The sequence below is a fragment of the Acidovorax sp. JMULE5 genome (assembly GCF_013376875.1).
In the GTDB taxonomy this organism is placed as follows: Bacteria; Pseudomonadota; Gammaproteobacteria; order Burkholderiales; family Burkholderiaceae_C; genus Acidovorax; species Acidovorax facilis.
Genome location: NZ_CP035951.1, coordinates 5132097 through 5155189, shown reverse-complemented (window position 1 = coordinate 5155189; position 23093 = coordinate 5132097). Strand labels below are relative to the sequence as shown.

Sequence of the window (23093 nt, the reverse complement as noted above, 5' to 3'; positions counted from 1 at the left end):
GAGCCGAAGCCCCGTTGCCGACGATGCCGGTGCCCTGCACCGCCGACAGGGCAGTATCACCCCTGCAACAACTGGCGCAGCACAAACGGCAGGATGCCGCCGGCCTGGTAGTAGTCCACCTCGATGGGCGTGTCGATGCGCAGCGTGACGGTGACTTCCTGGCGCGAGCCGTCCGCGCGGCGGATGACCAGTTGCGCGTCGCTTTGTGGCGTGAGCGCCGGATCGGGCACCACATCAATCACCTCGTTGCCCGTGAGGCCCAGCGTCTCCCACGATTCACCCGCCTTGAACTGCAGCGGCAGCACCCCCATGCCCACCAGGTTGGAGCGGTGGATGCGCTCAAAGCTGCGCGCCACCACGGCCTTGATGCCGAGCAGCTGCGTGCCCTTGGCGGCCCAGTCGCGGCTCGCGCGGGCTGGAGGGCGGCCCAGTCGCGGCTGGAGCCGGTGCCGTATTCCTCGCCCGCAAAAATCACCGTGGGCGTCTTTTGCGCCATGTACTGCATGGCGGCGTCGAAGATGAACATCTTCTCGCCCTGCAGCGCGCCTTCGTTCTGGAACACGGTCACCCCACCCTCTTCGCGCGAGCCATCGGCGGTGGGCGGAATCATCAGGTTCTTGATGCGCACGTTGGCAAAGGTGCCGCGCACCATCACGTCGTGGTTGCCCCGGCGCGCGCCGTAGCTGTTGAAGTCGGCCTTTTGGACGCCATGCTGCCGCAGCCACTGGCCAGCGGGTGAGCTTTCCTTGATGGAGCCTGCGGGCGAGATGTGGTCAGTGGTGATGGAGTCGCCAAACAGCGCCATGATGCGGGCACCGATCACCGATGGAAGTTTGGCATCATTTTGGCCTCCAGCGCTTGATGGATCTGCGTTAGCAGCTCCTTTTTCAAGAGCAAACTGTGCAAAAAACGGAGGCTCTGCAATGTAGGTGCTGGCGGGCCAGGTGTAGGCGGTGCCGCTCACGCCCTTGATCTTTTCCCACAGCTTGCCAGGGTCGGTGGCCACCTTGGCGTAGTTCTCGCGGAAGGCCTTGCCGTTCATGGCGAACTTGAGCAGGGCGTGCACCTCTTCGCTGCTGGGCCAGATGTCGCCCAGGTAGATGTCCTTGCCACCCTTGCCCTTGCCCACCGGCTCGGTCATCAGGTCCTTGAGCACCGTGCCGGCGATGGCATAGGCCACCACCAGCGGCGGACTGGCCAGGAAGTTGGCCTTGAGGTTGGGATGGATGCGCGCCTCGAAGTTGCGGTTGCCCGACAGCACCGCGGCACACACCAGGTCGTTGCTGGTGATGGCCTCGTTCAGCTCGGGCGTGAGGTCGCCCGCATTGCCGATACAGGTGGTGCAGCCGTAACCCGCCAGCGCAAAGCCCAGCTTTTCCAGGTAAGGGAGCAAGCCGGTCTGCGTGAGGTATTCGGTGACGATGCGCGAGCCAGGGGCGAGCGAGGTCTTGATGTGCGGCTTGACCTTGAGCCCCGCCTCCACTGCCTTCTTGGCCAAGAGGCCTGCGGCCAGCAGCACGCTGGGGTTGCTGGTGTTGGTACAGCTGGTGATGGCGGCAATCAGCACGTCGCCATTGCCCACGGTCACGTCACCCGTGCGGCTGGCTTGCTGGGCGGGGACTTCGGCATGCGCGGCCGCCAGCGTGGGCTTGTTCTGCTCCATCTCCACGATGAATCGCGGTGCACCCGATGGCGCTGGCACCTCTGCCGGAGCGCCCACATCGACAGGAGCATCACTGGCCCGGACATGGTGGCGCGTGTGCAGCAGCTCGGCCGGGCGGTTGAAACCATTTTGTGCATTGGGCTTGCTGAACAGGTCGGCAAACTGGCTGCAGACCTTGCCCAGTTCGATGCGGTCTTGCGGGCGCTTGGGGCCAGCCAGGCTGGGGGTGACGCTGCCAAGGTCGAGCTTCACCACCTGCGAATAGTCCACCTCGCCCGCCAGCGGCACGCCGAACAGGCCCTGGGCCTTGAAGTAGGCCTCAAACGCTTCGATCTCGGCCTTGGTGCGGCCCGTGCCCTTGAAGTAGTCGATGGTCTTTTCGTCCACCGGGAAAAACCCCATGGTCGCGCCGTATTCGGGCGCCATGTTGCCGATGGTGGCCCGGTCGGGCAACGCCAGGGTGCGCGTGCCTTCACCAAAAAACTCCACGAACTTGCCCACCACCTTGTGCTGGCGCAGCAGCTCGGTCACCGTGAGCACCAGGTCGGTGGCGGTCACGCCCTCGCGCAGCTGGCCCGTCATCTCAAAGCCCACGACGTCGGGCGTGAGGAAGTACACCGGCTGGCCCAGCATGGCGGCCTCGGCCTCAATGCCACCCACGCCCCAGCCCACCACGCCAATGCCGTTGATCATGGTGGTGTGGCTGTCGGTGCCCACGAGGGTGTCGGGGTAGTACACACCGTCCTTGCGCTTGTGCACGCCGCGCGCCAGGTATTCGAGGTTGACCTGGTGCACGATGCCAAAGCCCGGCGGCACCACGCCAAACGTGTCAAAGGCCTGCATGCCCCACTTCATGAATTCGTAGCGCTCGCGGTTGCGCTGGAATTCGAGCTTCATGTTCAGGTCGAGCGAATTCTTCTTGCCGTAGTGGTCGACCATGATGGAGTGGTCTACCACCAAGTCCACGGGCACCAGCGGCTCGATCTTCTTGGGGTTCTTGCCCAGTTTCACGGCCACGCTGCGCATGGCGGCCAGGTCGGCCAAGAGCGGCACGCCGGTGAAGTCCTGCAGCACCACGCGGGAGACGACAAACGGAATCTCGTCCGTACGCGCGGCATTGGGCGCCCAGTGCGCAAGCTGTTGCACATGCTCGGCGGTCACCTTGCGGCCATCGCAATTGCGCAGCACCGATTCGAGCACGATGCGGATCGACACGGGCAAGCGCTGGATCTGGGGGAACTGCTTGGCCAGCGCGGGCAGCGAGTAGAACTGGCCTTCTTTGCCAGACGCTGTCTTGAAACTCTTGAGGGTGTTGGCAAACGCGTGGCGGGCGGGCTTGGGCGACAACTTGCGTGATACGGCCATGGCAAACTCCTGTGAAAGGCAACAAAGCCTATTCTGGCAGTCCTGCATGGCGGTGCAATCGTGGGGCTATGCAAACGCGGCCCTCAACCCTGTGCGGCGTGGTCGGGTCGCCCGATCCACGCCACCCGTGCCCGATATCGGCATAAAAAATGCCCCTGGCGCTTGATGGACAAGCGCAAGCAGCTATATTTTCAGGAGCAAACAACCGATCTCCATCACGCCGCAGCCCAGGTTGGCAGGCGGCGCACGCCAAACCACTGCAGCTCGGCCAGCATGGCCACCGAGACCACATGCACCAGCAAATAGGCCTGGCCCAGCAAGGTGGGCGTGAGCGTGGAGCCCAGCAGCAGCACCAGGCTGGCCAACGCCCAGGCCAAGTTGCCCACGATCAGCACCCACAGCCAGCCACGCGGCATGGGCTCAGACCGGGCAATCGCTATGGCCAGGGCGGCATAGCCCAGCAGCATGGCGCCCGTCACCTGCAGCAGCCCGGGCGGCAGGCCCAGCCACTCGGCCAGGGGCGCTGTCAGCAGCAGGTGCAGGGCGCCGAGCAGAACCCCCGTGGAGGCATCGAACCAGACCACGGCACGCAGGAATCGGGGGGAGGACATCAGCTTGAACATGGAAAGCTCCTTGGTTGAGGAAGAAAGAAGGCTCCATCGTTCCCGCCCTGGCGCACCGCGTCGATGACCTGCCAGGTAATGGCCCGTGTGCGGTTAGCGCCTAGGATGGCGGCCATGACCTCCACCGCACCGTCCTCTCACCGCTCTCCGCGCCATCCTTTGCCGCACCGCGTGGCACCGGCGGGGCCCACCTCGTTTGGCGACCACCTGCGCACCTGGCGCCAGCAGCGGCACCTGAGCCAGCTGGAGCTGGCCGACGAGGCGGACATCTCCACGCGCCATGTGAGCTTCATGGAAACCGGCCGCACCAACCCCAGCCGCGACATGGTGCTGCGCCTGTGCGAGCGCCTGGCCATTCCACTGCGTGAGCGCAACGCCCTGCTGGTGGCCGCCGGCTACGCCCCCATGTACCGCGAACGCGCGCTGGACGACCCTGCGCTGGCCGCGGCGCGCCAGGCGGTGGAACTGGTGCTCAAGGGCCACGAACCCAGCCCCGCCATTGCCCTCGACCGCTGCTGGAACGTGGTGGCCACCAACCGCGCCGCGCTGGCCCTGCTGTCTGCCCACGTCAGTCCCGAACTGCTGGCGCCACCTGTCAACGTGTTCCGGCTGAGCCTGCACCCCCAGGGGCTTGCGCCGCGCATCGCCAATCTGGCGCAGTGGCGGGCGCACCTGTTTGAACGCCTGCGCCAGCAGATACAGGCCACGGCCGACCCGGCACTGATCGCACTGCAGGCAGAACTGCTGCAATATCCCGCCCCGCCGGAATCCGATGCCCTGGTACTGGCAGGTGAAATGCTGGGCGTGGTAATGCCGTTCTGCTTTGAAAGCGTGCATGGAATGCTCTCCCTCATCAGCACCACCACGATATTCGGAACGCCGGTGGATGTGACCTTGCAGGAACTGGCTGTGGAATCCTTCTTTCCGGCGGACGATTTCACGGCACAGGTATTGCGCAAGATTGCTCAGGAAAACCCCGGGGTTGCTGAAGGCTGAACGTAATGCCTGTGCACTGTGAGGGTGCAATCAATGCGCGCAGTGCAAAATTAAACGATGACCATCCGATTCACCAAATGGCTCCGCAAAGCACATTGCGCTGCCGATAAATCGCAGACACTGCGCGCGAAGTTACCGCACATGCATTTCCTGTTCGTCGCACAGTGCGTACAGTTGTCGAGGCGCCACCCGCCTGAGCACCTTTTGTCCTGGCCAAGAGTAGCCCATTAAAAAAGCCCGCATCAGCGGGCTTTTTTAATGCAGGGCAAAGACCCTTAAATCACAAACTTTTCGCGGTTTTCGTTTTGAATCCACTTGGGAGCCTTGCCACGGCCTGTCCAGGTTTCGCCGGTGGCGGGGTTGCGGTACTTGGGCGCCACCTTGGTGCCGGCCGTAGAACTGCGACCTGTCTTGCCAGACGCCTTGCCTGTAGGGAACACGTCCTGGGCAGTCAGCCCATATTCGGCCACCAGTGAACGGACCTGCGACACAGCGTCCGACAGTTCCCGGCGCCGGGCTTCACTGATTTGTTGCTCAAGGGCTTCGCGCTGCTTCAACAGTTCTTTGTAGCTGGTCATGGTGTCTGGATTTTGGATAAGGGTGAAGACCCGCGAATTATAAGAATAATGTGCCTTTTTTGTGCAACCACTTTCAGAATTTCATTAAAAATTCTTGGCATTAACCCCCAACACCCATTGATGCATGGTTTGCGTCTGGCTGAACAACCGGGGTATTGATGCTTGCTGGAGGCGACCGGGGTTCCGTCTTCTGGCGGGGGCAATACGTTGTTGATACGCTTGCATTCCAGCGCCAGCACCTCAAATACCCAGCCCATGCACCGAATGCGGTCGCCCACTTCCATCAAATGCCCCGTTTCTTCCCTCAAACGGGCCGCCCGCGTGTTATAGCGACCACAGCCCTCACCCGGTAAATTGCGAATATCCAGGCGCGCCTTGAGTTCCGACACCGGTATCCAGGGATGACCTGCATAACTCCCTGCGGTCTGTGATAGCGCGGCTTCGGGCGGTTCGCTGCGTTGCTTTTCTTGCCAATAGCTGGGCTATTGGCAAGAAAAGACGCCTTGCGTCCCATCCCGATCCGCACTACCACCGCCTCGCGAGGGTTATGCAGGACATCCCCAGCCATCCAACAGCCAGCCTCCGTCATCGCGCTGCGGAGCCCAGGCATCACGGCCCCCCGAGGTGCAATTCAACGGGAATGGCTTGCAGTAAATGGCGCGGGTCATGGTGCATTGCGCCACACCATATTCATCGCCCACAAACACCATGCGCCCAGAACGGGCCCGTAACTGCTCCAGCAACTCCACCCCACCGAGGGTTTCGGGCAGAAATTTCGCCGCCCGTCCATGCGGACACCGCGTGTCCTCGGCCTCAACGCCCAGCTCCGGCGCATGCTGAGCAAGGTCGGCGACGCGATCAGCAGAAAATCCGTGTTTCACTCATAAAGATCACCATGGCGCTTTACTGTATCGGCGACATCCAGGGCTGCGACGCCGCGCTGGACCGCCTGCTGGACACCATCGGCTTTTCCCCTAGCCGCGACACGGTCTACCTGCTGGGTGACCTCGTCAACCGAGGGCCTGACTCGGCCGCCGTGCTGCGCCGCTGCATGCGCCATGGCGACGCCATCCGATGCCTGCTGGGCAATCACGACCTGCACCTGCTGGCCGCCGCACACGGTGCGCGCAAGCCCTCGCGGCGCGACACGCTGGGCACGGTGCTGGACGCCCCCGACCGCGCTGCCCTGCTCGACTGGGTGCGCCAGCAGCCCCTGGCCCGCACCCACACGCATGCGGGGCAAACGCTGCTGATGGTGCATGCCGGTGTGCTGCCCACCTGGACGGCCGCAGAGACTCTTGCGTACGCGGACGAAGTCCATGCAGTACTGCGCGGCCCTGACCTGCCCGATTTTCTGCACGCCATGTACGGCAACATCCCCGACCACTGGAGTGACGATCTGACCGGCACGGATCGCCTGCGGGTAATCGTGAATGCGCTCACCCGGCTGCGCTTTTGCTCGGCCGACGGCGTGATGGATTTTGAAAGCACCGAAAGCGCCAGCGCCGCCCCGCCCGGCCTCATGCCCTGGTTCGACGTGCCAGGGCGGCGCACAGCGGGCACGCTGATCGCCTTCGGTCACTGGTCCACGCTGGGCTGGCTCAACCGCAGCGATCTGCTCGGACTGGACACGGGCTGCGTGTGGGGCGGCTGCCTGAGCGCCGTGCGTTTTGGCGCGACGCTGGCCGAGCGTGAGCTGCTGCAGGTGCATTGCGAACAGGCCCAGGCCCCGGGCTGAATAAACCGCAGCAGGTTCAGGACGGCACTGGCTCCAGCAACGCCGACATGGCGGTGGACTGCCAGACACCACCGTCCTGCCCGGCGATCAGCACGGCCAGCCCCGGCATGCGCTGCGCCAGTGCCCTGCCCGCCTGCGGGCCCTGCACCATCAGCGCGGCGCCCAGTCCGTTGACGGCCGCCACGTCGCGCGCCACCAGGCTCACGCCATGCACGCCCGATGCCGGGCGCCCTGTTCGCGGATTGAGCACATGGTGCTGGCGCTGGCCTTGGTGGAAGAAGAAGCGTTCATAGTCGCCCGACGAGGCCACCACACCGGCGCCCGCCACGGCCACAACACCCAGCAGGCGCTCGGGGGAACGCGGGTCGCGCAGCCCCACACGCCAGGGCCTGCCTTGCCACAGCCCGTGGGTCAGCACGTCGCCACCACCGTTGATCATGGCGTTCTCAACCCCTTCGGAGCGCAGCATGTTCATGCCGGCTTCCAGGATCGGTAGCTTGGCGATGCCCCCCAGGTCCAGCGCCATGCCCTGGCGGGCCAGGAAGGCCGTGCCAGCGGCCACGTCCAGCACCAGGCTGCGCGCATCCACCAGGGGCAGTTGCCGCGCGATCTCGCTGGCCCCGGGCACCACCTTGTCGCCAGGGCCGAAGTTCCAGGACTTGAAAGCCCCCACGGTCACATCAAAGCCACCACGGCTTACCGCCGACACACGCTGGGCGCTCTGCAGCACCGCCATGACTTCGGGCGGCACCGCGACCGGCACGATACCCGCCGCCAAGTTGATGCGACTGACCACGCTGCGTGGCTGGTAACGGCTCATGAGCGCCTCCAGCCTCTGCATCTCTGCATAGGATCGGTCCATGGCGCGGCGCAGCTGCGGGCCATCAACGCCCTCCACCGCCATATCCACCTGCGTTCCCATCAGGGGACGCGAGCTGCGTTCAGACATCACCTGGGCGCCCGCAGACGCGCCACCACCCCAGACCGCACCACCCAGCAAGGGCAACGCCATCACCATGCGACGGCGCGACAGACCCTGAGGGGGCAGAGAAGCTTGCTGCATGGTGCCTCCGCTCAGAGCGACTTGTCGGCCATGTAATCCACGGCGGCCTTGACCTCAGCGTCGGTCAGATTGGCGGAGCCCCCCTTGGCAGGCATCATGCCCTTCGCCCCGGTAAAGCCCTCGATCGCGTGCTTGTACATCGTGTCCTTGCCCTGGGCAATGCGCGGGCCCCAGTCGGCCTTGTCGCCCGGCTTGGGGGCACCGGCCACGCCAGCGGCATGGCACATGGCGCAAGTCTTGCCAAACACGCTCTTGCCCAGTTCATTTTCTGCGGCAGCCGGTGCGGCGGGGGCCGCTGCGGGCGCTGGGGCCGTCACCGCAGCGGGTGCAGCCACCGGAGCAGGTTCCGACTTCTTGTCGCCACAACCGGCCAGCAGTGCGGCCAAGATCGCTACGGCGACCATCACGGTTTTCTTTTGCATCGCATACATCCTGTTCTTGGGGTTAAAAAATATCTGAGAGAGCCTGTGGCTGCGCGAGAAACGCGACGAAATGCGTTCAGCACCTGGCCTGAAAAACCCCTACGGGCATTGCACAGACACCGCTTCAGACCGGTGCATTGACTGTAGGTGCAAGAGGCACTTTTGGGCAGAGGCGCGCGCCGCCAAAGCATGATCCAGATCAAATTGATTCATATTAAGTGAATCTATTATCCATGCCATGCAAAGCCATCACAACCTGCGAACACTGCGCCTTTGGGTGCTGGCGTGGTTTGTCATGGCGCTGGGTGCTGCGGTGGCTTCACCGCTGGTAGTGCCGCGAAGCATGGAGCTGATCTGCTCCGGCTCCGGCACAGGCAGCGCCAAGCTGGTGGTGAAGACCGCTGAGGGCTTGGTAGCGGCAGACACCACCGGCCTCGATTGCCCTGTTTGCCTTGCGGCCGACACGCCACCCACCACCCCGCTCGCAGCGGCAACCACTGCCGCAGCCCCCACATTCCAGCCCCGCTTTCACATACCACTTTCCCCACGCACAGGGGTGGCGTTCAGCCCCCCTGCACGCGCACCACCCCTTTTCAACTGAGCGATCCCAAAAGAGGAAAACCATGACCGAGAGAAAAGACAGTCCCCTTCCCGCTGCTGGCCTGGGCCGACGCAGTTTCATCAACACGGCCGCCCTGGTCGGGCTGACCGCAGGCGTAGCCGCCTGCAACGATAAGCCCAGCGCTGCAACGCCTGCGGCTCCCGCCCCGGCAGCGCCTGCGGCCAGCCATGCCGCCGCTGGCGCCAACGTGCACCTCAAGCCCGGCGAGCTGGATACCTACTACGGTCTCTGGAGCGGCGGCCACACGGGCGACATGCGCGTGCTGGGCCTGCCCTCGGGCCGCGAGATCACACGCATCCCTTGCTTTGTGCCCGACGCACTGGTGGGCTGGGGCATCACGAACGAATCCAAGGCAGTGATGGGCACCAAGCCCGACGGCAGCCTGAAGTACACGGTGGCCGATACCCACCACACACACGCTTCGTACAAAGACGGCAACTACGACGGCCGCTACGCCTGGATTAACGACAAGATCAACAGCCGCATCGCGCGCATTCGCCTCGATTACTTCGTGTGCGACAAGATCACCGAGCTGCCCAACGTGCAGGGCTTTCACGGCATCTTCCCCGACAAGGCCGACCCGGTGGACCCCGCCATCAACTACACCACCCGCGTGTTCTGCGGCGGTGAGTTTGCGATTCCCCTGCCCAACACCGGCACCGAAGACATCAGCAAATACCGCTCGATGTTCACCTGCGTCGATGCAGAAACGATGGAAGTGCGCTGGCAAGTGCTGATCGACGGCAACTGCGATCTGGTCGCCACGTCATACGACGGCAAGCTGGCCGCCACCAACCAGTACAACGTGGAGATGGGCGCCAAGTACGAGGACATGATGTCCGCCGAACGCGATGCCTGCCTGTTCTTCAACGTGGGCCGCATCGAGGCTGCCGTGAAGGCTGGCAAGTTCAAGACCATCGGCACCAGCAAGGTGCCCGTGGTGGACGGCACGCACGAAGCCAACAAGGACCCCAAGACAGCACTTACCGCCTATGTGTCGGTGCCCAAGAACCCGCACGGCGTGAACGCCAGCCCGGATGGCAAGTACTTCATCTGCGCCGGCAAGCTCTCGCCCACCGGCACCGTGATTGAGCTGGCCAAGGTGCTGGACTACTTTGACGGCAAGCTTGAAAAGCTGGACTCCGCCATCGTGGCCGAAGTGGAGCTGGGCCTGGGCCCACTGCACACCGCGTTCGACGGCCGTGGCAATGCCTATACCACCCTGTTCCTGGACAGCCAGGTCGTGAAGTGGAACGTGGAGGCCGCCATCAAGTTCCACGCGGGCGACAAGACCGCCAAGTACGTGGTAGACCGCCTGGACGTGCAATACCAGCCGGGCCACTTGAACGCCTCGCAGTCTGAAACCAAGGCCGCCGACGGCAAGTTCCTGGCCGTGGGCTGCAAGTTCTCCAAGGACCGCTTCCTGCCCGTGGGCCCGCTGCACCCCGAGAACGAACAGCTCATCGACATCTCGGGCGAGAAGATGGTGCTGCTGGCCGACCACCCCGTGCGTGGCGAGCCGCATGACTTCATCATCTTCAAGCGCGACCTGGTGCGCCCCAAGCAGGTCTACACGCTCGACGAGTTCCCGCTGGCCATCAAGGACCCCAAGGAGTCCGGCGTGTTCAGGAGTGGCAAGAAGGTCACCGTGAAGATGACTTCGCAAGCACCGGCCTTCAGCCTGCGCGAGTTCAAGCTCAAGAAGGGTGACGAGGTCACGCTGATCCTGACCAACCTGGACAAGATCGAAGACCTGACGCACGGCTTCGCGATCCCGAACTACAACGTCAACTTCATCGTGAACCCGCTGGAGACCAAGTCGGTGAGCTTTGTGGCCGACAAGCCCGGTGTGTTCTGGTGCTACTGCACGCACTTCTGCCACGCACTCCATTTGGAAATGCGCACTCGGATGATTGTGGAAGCTTGATGGGGCGATCCCCCTGAGGCGCTGCGCGCCTTCCCCCTTCTCTCGAATCGCTACGCGATTCGGGAAGGGGGACGATGCACTCGCTGCGGGGCGGCCCTTGCTCTGCATCCCTGGTCTGGGGCGCGCCAGTTGTGACGACTGCGCCCCAATTTGAACAAAATTGGCCGCTAGCGCTTGATAGATAAGCGCTAACAGCTATCAAAAAGATAGTCTCATGATTTCCCTCCGTCGGCAGTTCGCCACGCTTCTTCTGGTCTTGCTGGCAGCCCTTTGGCTGGCGCCGCGCGCCCATGCCGCCGCAGGGGCCTACGAGGCCGAGCTGCCCGCCGAGCTGGCCAGCGCGGGCGACATGTGCGCACTGGTGCCCTGCAAGGATGTGTTCCCTGGGGCGGGCCACTTTTCCGAGCGCAAGGGGCAGCCGCCCTATGTAGAGGCCTACGACAACGACGGTGCCCAAAAGAAGCTGCTGGGCTACGTCATGCTCTCCACCGACATCACCGACACCCCGGCCTACTCGGGCAAGCCTGTGGTCACGCTGATCGGCATGGACACGCAAGGCCGCTTTGTGGGCGTGAAGGTGCTCAAGCATTCCGAGCCCATCCTGCTGCTTGGCATTCCCGAATCCGCACTGCTCAAGTTCAACGCCCAGTACCTGGGCAAGTCGGTGGCCGACAAGATCGAGGTGGGCCAGTCGCGCCCTGATGAAAACGTGCTGGGCCTCGACGCCATCTCGGGCGCCACGGTCACCGTGATCGCGCAGAACCAGGTGATGATGGCCTCGGGCTCAGCGGTGGCGCGGCAGGTGGGCATCCTCGCGCCCACGGTGCGCGAGCCCGCACGCTATGCCGAAACCGGCAAGCGCCTGAGCTGGGCCGAGCTGGTGGAGCAAGGCACCGTACAGCGCCTGCGGGTGCTGCCCGAACAGGTGGGCCTGGACAAAGGCCCCGACCCGTTCATCGAGCTGTGGTTTGGCGACCTGAACCACCCGGACATTGGCAAGAGCCTGCTGGGCGAGAACGGCTGGAACAACCTGCGCCTGCAGCTCAAGGAAGGCGAACACGCCTTCTTCATCGTCCGCACCGGCGGCAAGGAATCGTTCAAGGGCTCGGGCTTTGTGCGCGGCGGCATCTACGACCGTGTGCAGGTGCGCCAGGGGGCGGATTCATTCACCTTCCGCGACCTGGACGCGCTCAACCTGTATGGCATCGAGGCCGCAGGCGCACCCAGCTACAACGAATCGGTCATCTTCATCATCCGCTCACCCGCGTTCTCGGCCGCCTACCCGTGGAAGCTGAGCTTTCTGGGCAACCGCGTGGACCGTGCCACGGGCACGCGCAGCTTCACCAGCTTTGACACGCCCTACTGGCTGCCCGCTGCCATGCTGCAAGGCGGGCGCCCCACCATTGAGGAGCCGGATGCCCCCTGGGTGCGCGTGTGGAAGTCGCGTGCGGTAGAGATTGCACTGTTCGCCGTGCTGCTGATCGCCGTCACCGTGGTGTATGCCCTGCGCGAGAAGCTCACGCGCCTGTCCACCCACAAGAACAAGTGGCCGGTCAACGCCTTCAAGTACAGCTTCTGGGCCCTCAGCATTGGCTGGATCGGCTTTGGCGCCATGGCACAGCCTTCCATCACGCAGGTGCTGACCTGGTTCCACGCGCTGCTGTTCCAGTGGACCTGGTCGCTGTTCCTGTCCGACCCGTTCATCTTCCTGTTCTGGATTTTCATCATCGTCACGGTGTTCCTGTTCGGGCGCGGGTTGTTCTGCGGATGGATGTGCCCGTTTGGCTCGCTGCAGGAGGGCATCTACAAGATCGCGCGTGCGGTGGGCTTCAAGCGCTTCCAGACGCAACTGCCGCAGAAGTGGCACGACCGGCTCAAGTGGGTGAAATACGGCGTCTTCTTCGGGCTGCTGGTGGTGTCGATGTTCTCCATGGGCCTGGCCGAAAAGCTGGCCGAGGTGGAGCCGTTCAAGACGACCTTCCTGGTCGGTGTGATGAACCGCGCCTGGCCCTACAGTCTGTTCGTGGCGGCCATCCTGGGCGTTTCGATCTTCATCGAGCGACCCTACTGCAAATACATCTGCCCGCTGGGCGCCTCGCTGGCCATGCCCAGCACGTTCCGCTGGTTTGGTTTGAAGCGCAAGCAGGACTGCAACAGCTGCAAGGCCTGCGCCGTGGGTTGCGGTGCACAGGCCATCGACGCAGACGGCCGCATCGACCACCGCGAATGCCTGCACTGCCTCGACTGCATGATTCTCTACACCGACACCAAGGGCTGCCCGCCCCTGGCCAAGGAGCGCAAGCGCCGCGAGAAAGATGGTCTGGAAATCACGCCCATCGGCAAGAACGGCTATTTCATCCCGATCCACCCTGCCACGGTGCAGGACCAGATCTCGGCCAAGGCCGCCAAGGGACCCGACCCACGCATGCCCACAACGCCTGCACACCCCGCCCACAAGGCTGGAAGGCAAGGCCTGCGCTGGATCTGGCTGGAGCTGGTGGACCACCTGTGGCCCTGGAGCCGCGAAGGCTGGGCGTCGCGGCGCGCGCTGCAGATCGCGGGCTTCTCGCTCGCCCTGGCTGCCAGCGTGGCCTGGGTGATGACCGCCCTGGGCACGTTGTCGTCGGGCGCCATCATCGGCTGGTGGTTTGGCTGGAGCGTGTACGAAGTGCTGATCCGCCTGTCGGGCAAGCGCTATGTGAAGGACGGCCCTTGGTGGCGCGACCAGTACCGCCGGGCGGGCGTGATGGACATGCTGAGCTATGTGGGTTTCAAGAACCTGCTGATCGGCGCAGCGCTGTTCCTGGCCATCAAGGCCCTGGTGGGATTGGCGTGATGAAGTCCCCCCTTGCACTCGCTGCGGTCGCTACGGCCCTGGCGCTGTGGATCGCGCTTCCTGCGGCAGCTGCCACCGTGCAGGTGCGCCCCGGCCAGGACCTGCAGGCCGCCATCACGGCTGCGGCGCCGGGAGACACGGTGGAGGTGCAGCGGGGCTTTTACCGCGTGAACCTGCGCATCGACAAGGCCCTGACCCTGCGCGGCATCGACCGCCCCACGCTCAGCGGCGGCCAGACGGGCGACACCATCCGCGTCACCGCGCCCGACGTGGTGATCGAAGGCCTGATCGTGCGCGACTCGGGCACCAGCCTCAAGGACCAGAACGCAGGCATCTACATCTACCCCGGTGCACACCGAGCCGTGGTGCGCCACAACGACCTCACCTACAACCTGTTCGGCCTGTGGATCGAGAAGGCCAACGATGTACAGGTGCTGCACAACACCATCACCGGCCTGCGCGATGTGAACTCGTCGCAGCGCGGCAACGGCGTACAGCTGTACAACACCACGGGCGCGCGCATCGAGGGCAATCACATCAGCTTTGTGCGAGACGCTCTGTATGTGGACGTGTCGCACCACGCGGTGTTTCGCGGCAACCGGCTGCACCACAGCCGCTACGGCACGCACTACATGAACTCCTACTACAACCTGTGGGAGGACAACGATACCTACCTCAACCGGGGCGGCCTGGCGCTGATGGAGGTGCGCGACCAGGTGGTGCGCAACAACCGCGCGTGGGGCAACAGCGACCACGGCATCATGCTGCGCACCTTGCAGGACTCGGTGATCGAGAACAACGTGGTGGCTGAGAACTCCCGAGGCTTCTTCATCTACGACGTGGAGTACATCACCCTGCGCGGCAACCTGGTGACCCGCAACACGGTGGGCGTGCACCTGTCGGCCGGCTCCAAAAACAACAAGGTCGAAGGCAACGACTTCATCGGCAACCGCGAGCAGGTGCGCTATGTGGGCGCCCGCGACGAGCGCTGGGGCACTGAGGGCGGCAACCACTGGAGCAACTACCTGGGCTGGGACCGCGACGGCAACGGCGTGGGCGACGTGCCCTACGAGGCCAACGACATGGTGGACCGCCTGACCTGGCGCCACCCCACCATCAAGCTGCTGCTGGCCAGCCCCGCCGTGCAGGCACTGCGCCTGGTGGGCCAGCAGTTTCCGGTGCTGCGCGTGCCCACCGTGGTGGACGGGAAGCCCCGCATGCAACCGAACCAACCCCAACGGAATTTTCAGCGTGACACGCAACCCTCCCCCCATTGACCTGAGCGAGCCCCCCGCCATCGAGGTGCGGGGCGCGCACAAGCACTACGGCGCATTGCACGCCGTGGACGGCATCGACCTGCGCATTGCGCGCGGCGAGATCTTCGGCCTCATCGGCCACAACGGCGCGGGCAAGAGCACGCTGTTCAAGATGATCCTGGGCCTCACGCCCGCCACCTCGGGCGAGATCCGGGTGGGCGGCGCCACCGTGCAGGGCCGCGACTTTCGCGCCGCCCGCCGCCACCTGGGCTACCTGCCCGAGAACGTGGTGCTCTACGACAACCTGAACGGGCTGGAAACGCTGCGTTTCTTCGCCCGCCTCAAGGGAGCGCCCCTCACGCAATGCCCCGCGCTGCTGGAACGCGTGGGCCTGGCCCACGCGGGCAACCGCGCCGTGCGCGAATACTCAAAGGGCATGCGCCAGCGCCTGGGGTTTGCACAGGCCCTGCTGGGCGAGCCCCAGGTGCTGCTGCTCGACGAGCCCACCAACGGCCTGGACCCGCAGGCCATCCGCGACTTCTACGCCACACTGCGCGAGCTGCAGGCGGGTGGCGTGACCGTGGTCATCACCTCGCACATCCTGGCCGAACTGCAGGAGCGCGTGGACCGCCTTGCCATCCTGGCCTCCGGCAAGCTGCAGGCCCTGGGCAGCGTGCAGGCGCTGCGCGAGCAGGCGCACATGCCGCTGACCATCCACCTCACCCTGGCTGCGGCCGACCGGCCTGCCGCGCTGGGGCTGCTCTCTGCAGTGCCCGGCATCACCGCAGCGGAAACGCCGGAAGGCCTGCATGTGGACTGCCCACGCGGCAGCAAGATGGCCGTGATCGGTGCGCTGGCACCGCTGGGCACCGTGCTGCAGGACCTGCAGATCCAGGAACCCTCGCTTGAGGATGTGTACTTTGACCTGCGCAAGGGCTAGCCATGGAATTCCAACAAATTTTCACCATCGCGGGCAAAGAGTTCCGCGACCGCATGCGCAACCGCTGGGTACTGGCCGTGGCGCTGGTGTTCACCGTGTTCTCGCTGGCCATCGCCTACTTTGGCGGCGCGCAGCAGGGCACGGTGGGCTTTCGTTCCATCGAGTTCACCATCGCCAGCCTGGTCAGCCTGGTGATCTACCTCATCCCGCTGATCGCGCTGCTGCTGGGCTTCGACGCCATCGTGGGCGAACGCGAGCGCGGCTCGCTCGACCTGTTGCTGTCGCTGCCCATCACGCGGCTGGAGCTGCTGCTGGGCAAGTACCTGGGGCTGGCGGCGGCGCTCACGCTCTCCACGCTGGCGGGGTTCGGGCTGGTGGCCGTGCTGCTGGTGCGGCAGTTCAGTGGGGCTGCCCTGTTCCACTACGGCGGCTTCATGATCAGCTCGGTGCTGCTGGGGCTGGCCTTTTTGAGCATGGCGGTGCTGCTGTCGGTGCTCACGCACGAGCGCACACGCGCCTCCGGCCTGGCGATTGCCGCCTGGTTCTTTTTTGTGCTGGTGTTTGACCTGCTGCTGCTGGGCGCCCTGGTGGCCACGGGCGGCAGCGTAGGCGGCGAGGCCATGGCCTACCTGCTGCTGCTCAACCCGGCCGACGTTTTCCGCATCCTCAACGTGTTCTCGCTCGACGACGTGCGCACCCTGTACGGCCTGACCAGCATCGTGCCCCCTGCCCTGGCCAAGCCATGGCTGATGGGCGCGGTGATGGCGGGCTGGATCGTGGTGCCGCTCGGTCTTGCAAGCTGGAGATTCAAACCATGAACCATTCTTACCAACCCCGGTGCGGCTGCACCACGCGCCGGCAATTGCTGGGCTGGGCCGCACTCGCTTCGCTCGGCACACTCACGGGCCTGACTGGCCTCACGGGCTGCAGCCAGGCGGACAACAGCGCGCAGTCCCTCCAACCCCAGGAGATCGACCGCACCACCAGCTGCGAACTCGACGGCATGCTGCTGGCCGACTACCCCGGCCCCAAGGCGCAGGTGCGCTTTGCAGGGCAGGACAATCCTTCGTTCTTCTGCGACACGGTGGAGCTGTTCAGCACCCTGCTGGCCGGCGAACAGGTGCGTGCCGTGCAGGCCGTGTATGTGCAGGACATGGGCCAGGCCGACTGGAATGCACCGCAGGGCCACTGGATCGACGGCAAAAATGCGATCTATGTGGTGGGCGGCAAGCGCCACGGCTCCATGGGTCCCACCATCGGCAGCTTTGCGCAAGAGGCCGACGCGAAGAAGTTCGCAGCCGAATACGGCGGCAAGGTGCTGCGCTTCGCCGAGATCACGCCCGCCATGGTGGACCTGAGCGGCGGGGCACTGCACGACACGCGGATGTGAGCCGCCCATGCCTGCGCTGATGCCCCGCCCACACGCAGCCACCCGGCGCACAGCCCTTGCAGCCCTGCTGCTGGGCTCGGCAGGCCTGGTGGCATGGCAATGGCCCCAGCGCACTCCGCCCCGTCCATCCGGCAACGCTGCCCTGGAGGGCATCGGCGACGATGTGTGCGTGGTGGCGCCGCCAACGCCCTACGACCCTGTGCTGGGCCAGCCCCTGACCGCCGCCCGCGAGGTGCCCGCCGACGCACGCTGCCCGGTGTGTGGCATGTACCCGGCCCGCGCACGGGCGTGGGCAGCGCAGGTCATTTTTGCGGACGGGGATGCGTATTTTTTTGACTCACCGCTCAGCCTCATGCTGTACCTGGGCAACGTGGCCCACTACACGCGGGGCCGCACGGCCGACGCCATCGTGGCGCGGTATGTCACCGATACCGATACGGGTGGTTGGCTGAACGCGCAGGAGGCGGTGTATGTGACAGGGTCTTCGGCCATGGGGCCGATGCGGGCGGGCAATCTGCCCGCGTTTGCCCATGCGGAGGCTGCACAGGAGTTTGTGCAGCAGCGTGGGGGGCGGGCGGTCCCCTTCGGCGCCATCGATGGGGCTTTGCTGCGCAGGCTGGCCCCGAACCTCCGGGCCGACCACCGTTTGCATTCAGACTGACGGGGCCTCAGTTGCTATTGAAAATATAGCTTCTTGCGCTTATCCATCAAGCGCTACAGGCCTAAAAAGGCCTGTATTTCATCACTGCACCGAAGTCTCTGGCTGGGCAGCCTTGAACAGCGCTGCCACCTTGCGCTTGGGCTTGATGTTGGCCGACACGCTGCTGCGCGGAGCCGACTTGGCGGCTTCCCAGGCGGGGGTTGCGTCGGCAGCTGCGCTGGCCTCATACGGCTTCTCAAAGAAGGGGTCGCGCGATGCCACGGCCGGGCGAAAGCCCCGGTGTTGTTCGCGCCCCTCGCGGCCGACACGCTGGTCACGCTCGCGCCGTGGCGCGGCGGGGGCGGCCGGCAGCGCATCGCGCCCGTCGCCCGTCTCACCGGCTTCGCGCCAGGCACGGCGGCCGTCGTTGATGCGGCCGCGGGGCTGGTCTTCTTCGTATTCGATGGCTTCGAGATCGATCTTCTTCTTGATCAGCTTCTCGATGTCGGCCACCAGGCGGGCATCGCTGCCCGACACCAGCGTCACCGCCAGGCCCGAGGCGCCAGCACGGCCCGTGCGGCCGATGCGATGCACATAGTCTTCAGCGTTGAACGGCACGTCGAAGTTGAACACCGCAGGCACGTCCTTGATGTCCAGGCCGCGCGCGGCCACATCGGTACACACCAGCAGATCGACCTCGCCGCTCTTGAAGGCTTCGAGCGCCTTCAGGCGCTCGTCCTGGCTCTTGTCGCCATGCAGCGCGGTGGTCTTGAGGCCTTCGCGCTCCAAGCTGCGCGCCAGACGGGCACAACCGAGCTTGCTGTTGACGAAGATGAAGGCCTGCTTGATACCCCGGGTCTTGAGCACCTGGTGGATGGCGCGGCGCTTGTCGTCGTCATTGGCGCTGTAGAAGCGCTGCTCCACGGTGGAGGCCGTTTCGTTCGGGCGGGCCACCTCGATGGTGATGGGGTTTTGCAGGTAGCTGCTGGCAAGGCGCTTGATCTCGGGCGAGAACGTGGCACTGAACAGGAGCGTGGTGCGCTGCTTGGGCAGGTAGCTCAGGATGCGCTGCAGGTCGGGCAGGAAACCGATGTCCAGCATGCGGTCGGCCTCGTCGAGCACGACGTACTCGACCTGATTGAGCACCGCGTTCTTGGCTTCGATGTGGTCCAGCAGGCGGCCTGGTGTGGCCACCAGCACTTCGACGCCTTTTTTCAGCTCGATGGTCTGGGGCTTCATGTCCATGCCGCCAAACACCACGGTGCTGCGCAGCTTGGTGTACTTGGCGTACAGCGCGATCTGCTGGGCCACCTGGTCGGCCAGCTCGCGCGTGGGCAACAGCACCAGGGCACGCACGGGGTGGCGGGCCGGGGATGTGGAGCTGCTTTCGTGCTTGAGCAGGCGTTGCAGCAGGGGCAGCGAGAAAGCCGCCGTCTTGCCGGTGCCGGTCTGGGCTGCGCCCATCACGTCTTGCCCTGTGAGCACCACCGGAATGGCCTGCTCCTGGATGGGCGTCATGGACTCGTAGCCCATTTCGGCTACGGCGCGCGCGAGCGGTTCAGCCAGCGATAGATTGGAAAAGGAACTTGTCATTTAGCCCTCTATTGTCGCACCGGTGGCCCAAAAAGCGATTTTTCACCATGGGGGCGTGGTACAGAGCGCATTTTTTCATTGAGCAAGTCACAGCGATAAGCTACATTTTTAATAGCTATCAGCGCTTATCCATCAAGCGCTAGTGGCACTTTTTATTCAAAATTACTCCAACACCGCCCGCAATTGGCGTGTGGTCACCGCCAGACGCCTCGCCCCGATCTGGGCGAGGTTATTCATCACGGTGAGCGCTGCCTCGGGGTATTGCCGGGCCCAGGCATCAAAGTGCGCCCGCGACAGGCGCACCAGGTGCGCAGGCCCCCGCTCAGACCCCGCACAAGCGCTGCGCGCAGCGCCGTTGAGGAACGCCATCTCGCCAAACGCCATGCCCGGCCCGACCGTGGCCAAGCGCAGCCCCTTGTCGGGTGGCCACTGGGTCACCAGCGTGATGTGGCCCGACTTCACCACCAGCAGGTCGTGGTCGGTGTCTCCCGCGCTGAACACCACCCCGTGGGGCGGCACGGCCAGAGGCTCCAGCAAGGCCATCAGGGCATTGGCCGCCACCCGGGGCACGCCCTCGCCAATCTCGCCCAGCAGATCCCTTTCGGGACGCGCGGGGCGTTGCTCAATGGGGCGTTGCGAGAGGATACCGGCCTCGGCCCATTCCAAGGCGCGGTCCAGGTCGGCAAAGGCGCGTACCTGGTCGCCTGCATGTTCAGCGGCCACAGGATCGAGCGCGGCCACGGCAGCGGCAATGCCCTGTTGGCCCAGGTCGCGCACCAGCGCGCGCAGTTGCGCCAGTGCCGTGCTGTCCCAGGCGGGCACGCGGCCCGCATCCAGAATCACCCAGCGGTGGCGCGGCTGCAGCAGCAAACGCACCTGCTCGGCCAAGTGGGCCGCCACGCCGAACGACATCACGCCCTGCAGTTCAAACACAGCCACCTGGTTCATGCGCGGCGAGAGCCAGGTGTCCGACCCCGCGCGCCGCAGCCGGCGCGAGCGCAGTTCGCCATCGAGCCGCACATGGCGCAGCACCTTGGCGGCGGAGTCGTGCAGCAACACAAAGGTGGCCACCACCAGGCCCGCAACCAGCGCGCCCACGCCGCCCATCACGGCAAACACCAGCGCCACCAGCCAGCTTTGCGCCCAGGTCACCCGCGAGCGCTGCGCGTAGCGCAGCGACCACATGAGACCCGGCACCTGCATGAGCCCGGCCAGCACCAGCCCACCCGCCAGGCAGGCCATCGGCACCCAGTGCAGCCACCAGGCGCCCGTCACTGCCACGCCCAGCATGATGCCGGCATGCCAGCGCGGTGCGTCGCGGGAGGGGCCCGCCTGCGCCAGCACAATGCGCGAGCGCGATGCGCTGGTGGATGCAGGAATCATCCCGGCCAGCCCGCACAACACGCCCAACAGGCTCTCGCGGCGCAGGGTCAGGTTGGCGTTGCCACGCAGACCGTGGTCCAGCTCCAGCTCCTGGTTGAACACCAGTATCTCCAGGCTGTTGACCAGCGCCATCAACAGCGCCAGCACCACCAGGTCCGACCCGTGCTGTTGCGCCAGCGCCATCCAGGGGACACCCGTCCAGTCGGGCCACAGCGGGCCGGCAAACTGGCTGGGCTGCACGGCGGGTGCAAACACATCCCCCAGGCCACCACCCCACACCCCCGCCACCGCCACGGCCAGCGCCACCAGGACCACAGCCGACAGCAGCCCCGGCATGCGGGGCCAGCGCCAGCGCAACGCCCAGGCCAGCCCCACCACGGCGAGCGCCGCCAGCAGGTGCCAGCCGGTGCGGACGTTCCACAGGGCGTCGCCCCCCGCGCCAAAGCCGTTGCGCACCTGGCCCACCACCATCGACAGCCCCACCCCGGCCGCAAAACCATGCGTCACCGAAACGGGCAGGAACCGCGCCACCGAGGCCAGCCGCAGCACCCCCAGCAGCCACTGAAAAACAAACGCCAGCGCCACCGTGGCCCCGCTCACGGCCAGCACTTGGCGCGCACTCAGGCCCAGCGCAGGGGCCGCACCATGGGCGGTGGCCAGCACGGCCGCAAACAGCAGCGCCACCACCGTGGTGGGCGCGTAGACCACCCCGGCACGTGGCACCACCAGCGTGAGCAGCAGGCCCGGCAGGGCCGCCGACCACAGCGCCAGCTCTGCGAGGGAATGGTCGGCCGCCAGGGGCGCAAAAGCCAGCAGGCCCAGGCCGACGGCATGCGGCACCGTGACCGCCGCCGCCGACCACGCGGCGGCGATGCCCGGCGACCGGAGAGGCTGCAGGGACTCAGCAGGGGACATCTCGGTTCTCCATAGCGCCGTAGGTCACCCACACCCCACAAAACCGGCGCGGCCCATGCCCGGGCAGCCGCGCAAGGGCCGCCCCGCCGCGCTGGCTGCGTCCCCCTGCCCGCAACGCGCAGTGTTGCGAGAGCGGGGGGAAGCCGCGAAGCGGCTCAGGGGGGTGTTTCAAAGACTCCGCGCCGCGAAGGTATCGCAGGCTTTGACGCTGCCATTCTGCAGACCGTTGTGAAACCAGCGCTGCCGCTGAGCACTGGTGCCGTGGGTGAAGCTTTCGGGCACCACCGCCCCTCCGCTCGAGCGCTGCAGGGCGTCGTCACCAATCTTGGCCGCTGCGTTCATGGCCTCTTCCACATCGCCCTGCTCCAGAATCTGGCGCGCGTTCTGCGCATGGTGTGCCCACACCCCGGCAAAACAGTCGGCCTGCAGCTCCAGCCGCACCGAGAGCGCGTTGTACTCTGCCTTGCTCACGCGGCCACGCATCTGGTCCACCTTGCCGCTGATGCCCAGCTGGTTCTGCACATGGTGGCCCACCTCGTGGGCAATCACATAGGCCTGGGCAAAGTCGCCCGGCGCGCCCAGACGGTTCTTGAGGGTTTCATAAAAGCCCAGGTCGATGTAGACCTTCTGGTCCGCCGGGCAGTAGAACGGGCCCATCGCCGCCTGCCCGGTGCCGCAAGCCGTGGCCGTAGCGCCCCGAAACAGCACCAGACGTGGCTCCTGGTAGGTGCCGCCACCCTGGCGGAACACGGCCTGCCACACGTCTTCGGTATCGGCCAGAACGGTCGATACAAAACGGGCCATGGTGTCGTCGGCCGGGGGGCGCTGGGCAGGCCCCTGCGACTGCACCTGCGCAGGTGGCCCGCCGCCACTGAGGAGCCCCAGGATCGTCAGCGGATTGATGCCCAGCACCCAACCACCCACCAGAGCGATGACGATGGTACCGATGCCAATGCTGCGCCCTCCGAAAATCGGCGAGCCGCCGCCCCCACCGCGCCGGTCTTCCACATTGTCCGACTCGCGATTGCCTTCCCATTTCATGCCGTATCTCCAGCGCCCTCAACGTGCGGAGGGCATGGCGCATATTACGCGCGGTGCAGGAACCGGAGGGCCCGATTACGATGGCCTGCCTGTCGGCGCCCG

The 23093-nt window shown here is 65.4% G+C and carries 19 protein-coding genes and 1 pseudogene; 10 read left to right on the top strand and 10 right to left on the bottom strand.

Annotated elements, in window-relative coordinates:
• Positions 1 to 56: 56 nt before the first annotated feature.
• Positions 57 to 3028: pseudogene (locus EXV95_RS23460) on the bottom strand (aconitate hydratase).
• 215 nt (positions 3029 to 3243) lie between these two features.
• A complete protein-coding gene (locus tag EXV95_RS23455; protein ID WP_176888706.1) occupies positions 3244 to 3651 on the bottom strand; it encodes a hypothetical protein in 408 nt (135 codons plus the stop codon).
• Positions 3652 to 3765: 114 nt separating this feature from the next.
• Here EXV95_RS23455 and EXV95_RS23450 point away from each other — a divergent pair, with 114 nt between their 5' ends.
• The gene (locus EXV95_RS23450; protein ID WP_176888705.1) at positions 3766 to 4647 is read left to right on the top strand and encodes a helix-turn-helix domain-containing protein; all 882 of its coding nucleotides are present in this window, start codon (positions 3766 to 3768) and stop codon (positions 4645 to 4647) included.
• Positions 4648 to 4922: 275 nt separating this feature from the next.
• Here EXV95_RS23450 and EXV95_RS23445 read toward each other — a convergent pair whose 3' ends face one another.
• From EXV95_RS23445 to EXV95_RS23435, 3 genes are all read right to left on the bottom strand, one after another.
• Positions 4923 to 5225 (bottom strand): H-NS histone family protein, encoded by a 303-nt coding sequence (locus EXV95_RS23445; RefSeq protein ID WP_055393525.1) that lies wholly within the window; start codon positions 5223 to 5225, stop codon positions 4923 to 4925.
• Positions 5222 to 5614 carry a hypothetical protein gene (locus EXV95_RS23440; RefSeq protein WP_370460145.1) on the bottom strand — a complete coding sequence of 131 codons (393 nt, stop codon included), beginning with the start codon at positions 5612 to 5614 and terminating at the stop codon, positions 5222 to 5224. The genes EXV95_RS23445 and EXV95_RS23440 overlap by 4 nt, the downstream gene beginning before the upstream one ends.
• A 156-nt stretch (positions 5615 to 5770) precedes the next feature.
• The gene (locus EXV95_RS23435; protein WP_176888704.1) at positions 5771 to 6106 is read right to left on the bottom strand and encodes a hypothetical protein; all 336 of its coding nucleotides are present in this window, start codon (positions 6104 to 6106) and stop codon (positions 5771 to 5773) included.
• A 14-nt stretch (positions 6107 to 6120) separates the two neighbouring features.
• Here EXV95_RS23435 and EXV95_RS23430 point away from each other — a divergent pair, with 14 nt between their 5' ends.
• Positions 6121 to 6963 carry a symmetrical bis(5'-nucleosyl)-tetraphosphatase gene (locus tag EXV95_RS23430; RefSeq protein WP_176888703.1) on the top strand — a complete coding sequence of 281 codons (843 nt, stop codon included), beginning with the start codon at positions 6121 to 6123 and terminating at the stop codon, positions 6961 to 6963.
• Between the two features lie 16 nt (positions 6964 to 6979).
• Here EXV95_RS23430 and EXV95_RS23425 read toward each other — a convergent pair whose 3' ends face one another.
• Positions 6980 to 8026 carry an FAD:protein FMN transferase gene (locus tag EXV95_RS23425; RefSeq protein WP_255484849.1) on the bottom strand — a complete coding sequence of 349 codons (1047 nt, stop codon included), beginning with the start codon at positions 8024 to 8026 and terminating at the stop codon, positions 6980 to 6982.
• Between the two features lie 11 nt (positions 8027 to 8037).
• The gene (locus tag EXV95_RS23420) at positions 8038 to 8448 is read right to left on the bottom strand and encodes a cytochrome c5 family protein (protein WP_176888702.1); all 411 of its coding nucleotides are present in this window, start codon (positions 8446 to 8448) and stop codon (positions 8038 to 8040) included.
• Positions 8449 to 8686: 238 nt separating this feature from the next.
• Between EXV95_RS23420 and EXV95_RS23415 the strand changes: the two genes are divergently transcribed.
• The 8 genes from EXV95_RS23415 (at position 8687) to EXV95_RS23380 (ending at position 18080) form a co-directional block, all read left to right on the top strand.
• The gene (locus EXV95_RS23415; RefSeq protein ID WP_176888701.1) at positions 8687 to 9049 is read left to right on the top strand and encodes a DUF2946 family protein; all 363 of its coding nucleotides are present in this window, start codon (positions 8687 to 8689) and stop codon (positions 9047 to 9049) included.
• Between the two features lie 22 nt (positions 9050 to 9071).
• Positions 9072 to 10997, top strand: coding sequence for a TAT-dependent nitrous-oxide reductase (nosZ, locus tag EXV95_RS23410; protein WP_176888700.1), 1926 nt, complete (start codon positions 9072 to 9074; stop codon positions 10995 to 10997).
• Between the two features lie 214 nt (positions 10998 to 11211).
• Positions 11212 to 13833 carry a NosR/NirI family protein gene (locus EXV95_RS23405; protein ID WP_176888699.1) on the top strand — a complete coding sequence of 874 codons (2622 nt, stop codon included), beginning with the start codon at positions 11212 to 11214 and terminating at the stop codon, positions 13831 to 13833.
• Positions 13833 to 15110: a nitrous oxide reductase family maturation protein NosD gene (locus tag EXV95_RS23400; RefSeq protein WP_176888698.1), complete on the top strand. Its 1278-nt coding sequence runs from the start codon at positions 13833 to 13835 to the stop codon at positions 15108 to 15110. The genes EXV95_RS23405 and EXV95_RS23400 overlap by 1 nt, the downstream gene beginning before the upstream one ends.
• The gene (locus EXV95_RS23395; protein WP_176888697.1) at positions 15085 to 16029 is read left to right on the top strand and encodes an ABC transporter ATP-binding protein; all 945 of its coding nucleotides are present in this window, start codon (positions 15085 to 15087) and stop codon (positions 16027 to 16029) included. The genes EXV95_RS23400 and EXV95_RS23395 overlap by 26 nt, the downstream gene beginning before the upstream one ends.
• A 2-nt stretch (positions 16030 to 16031) precedes the next feature.
• A complete protein-coding gene (locus EXV95_RS23390) occupies positions 16032 to 16847 on the top strand; it encodes an ABC transporter permease (protein WP_010461614.1) in 816 nt (271 codons plus the stop codon).
• A complete protein-coding gene (locus tag EXV95_RS23385) occupies positions 16844 to 17419 on the top strand; it encodes a nitrous oxide reductase accessory protein NosL (RefSeq protein WP_176888696.1) in 576 nt (191 codons plus the stop codon). Before EXV95_RS23390 ends, EXV95_RS23385 begins: the two co-directional genes overlap by 4 nt.
• Before the next feature lie 19 nt (positions 17420 to 17438).
• Complete coding sequence (locus EXV95_RS23380; protein WP_233573559.1) at positions 17439 to 18080, top strand: nitrous oxide reductase accessory protein NosL; 642 nt, start codon at positions 17439 to 17441, stop codon at positions 18078 to 18080.
• Positions 18081 to 18161: 81 nt separating this feature from the next.
• Here EXV95_RS23380 and EXV95_RS23375 read toward each other — a convergent pair whose 3' ends face one another.
• From EXV95_RS23375 to EXV95_RS23365, 3 genes are all read right to left on the bottom strand, one after another.
• On the bottom strand, positions 18162 to 19652 hold the full coding sequence (locus tag EXV95_RS23375; protein ID WP_121422589.1) for a DEAD/DEAH box helicase: 1491 nt from the start codon (positions 19650 to 19652) through the stop codon (positions 18162 to 18164).
• A gap of 162 nt (positions 19653 to 19814) precedes the next feature.
• Entirely contained in the window at positions 19815 to 21950 is a 2136-nt protein-coding gene (locus EXV95_RS23370) for a SulP family inorganic anion transporter (RefSeq protein WP_176888695.1), read from the bottom strand.
• A gap of 168 nt (positions 21951 to 22118) precedes the next feature.
• Positions 22119 to 22991, bottom strand: a complete 873-nt coding sequence (locus tag EXV95_RS23365; protein ID WP_121422587.1) for a neutral zinc metallopeptidase — start codon at positions 22989 to 22991, stop codon at positions 22119 to 22121.
• Positions 22992 to 23093 lie beyond the last annotated feature (102 nt).